This window comes from Streptosporangium heterodermiicola (assembly GCF_051390675.1).
In the GTDB taxonomy this organism is placed as follows: domain Bacteria; phylum Actinomycetota; class Actinomycetes; order Streptosporangiales; family Streptosporangiaceae; genus Streptosporangium.
Window position 1 is genome coordinate 1 of sequence record NZ_JBPJSR010000120.1, and the last position, 389, is coordinate 389.

1 protein-coding gene is annotated in these 389 nt (G+C 73.3%); it reads left to right on the top strand.

Annotated features, from left to right (window positions below; all coding sequences use genetic code 11):
• On the top strand, positions 1-389 hold a 389-nt coding region (locus ACSC1Q_RS43160), incomplete at both ends, for an SDR family NAD(P)-dependent oxidoreductase (RefSeq protein ID WP_436764539.1).

The following is a 389-nucleotide window of genomic DNA, read 5'->3' on the forward strand; positions in this document are numbered from 1 at the left end:
CGGCGACGTCGGAAGACGGGCCTCTGGAGTTCGGGCCGGAGGGCACGGTGCTGGTCACCGGCGGCACCGGCGGCCTGGGCGCGCTGGTGGCCAAGCATCTGGCCGCTACCTACCAGGTCAAACATCTGCTGCTGGCCAGCCGGCGCGGCGAGCAGGCCCCGGGCGTCACCGACCTGGTGGCGGAACTGTGGGAGCTGGGCGCCACGGTCACGGTCGCGGCCTGCGATGTCGGTGACCGGGACGCGCTGGCGCAGCTGATCGCGGGTATCCCGGCGGAGTATCCGCTCAGGGGTGTGGTGCACGCGGCCGGGGTCGCCGACAACGGGCTGGTCGGTTCGCTCAGTGCGGAGCGGTTCGACGGGGTCCTGGGTCCGAAGGCGGATGCGGCG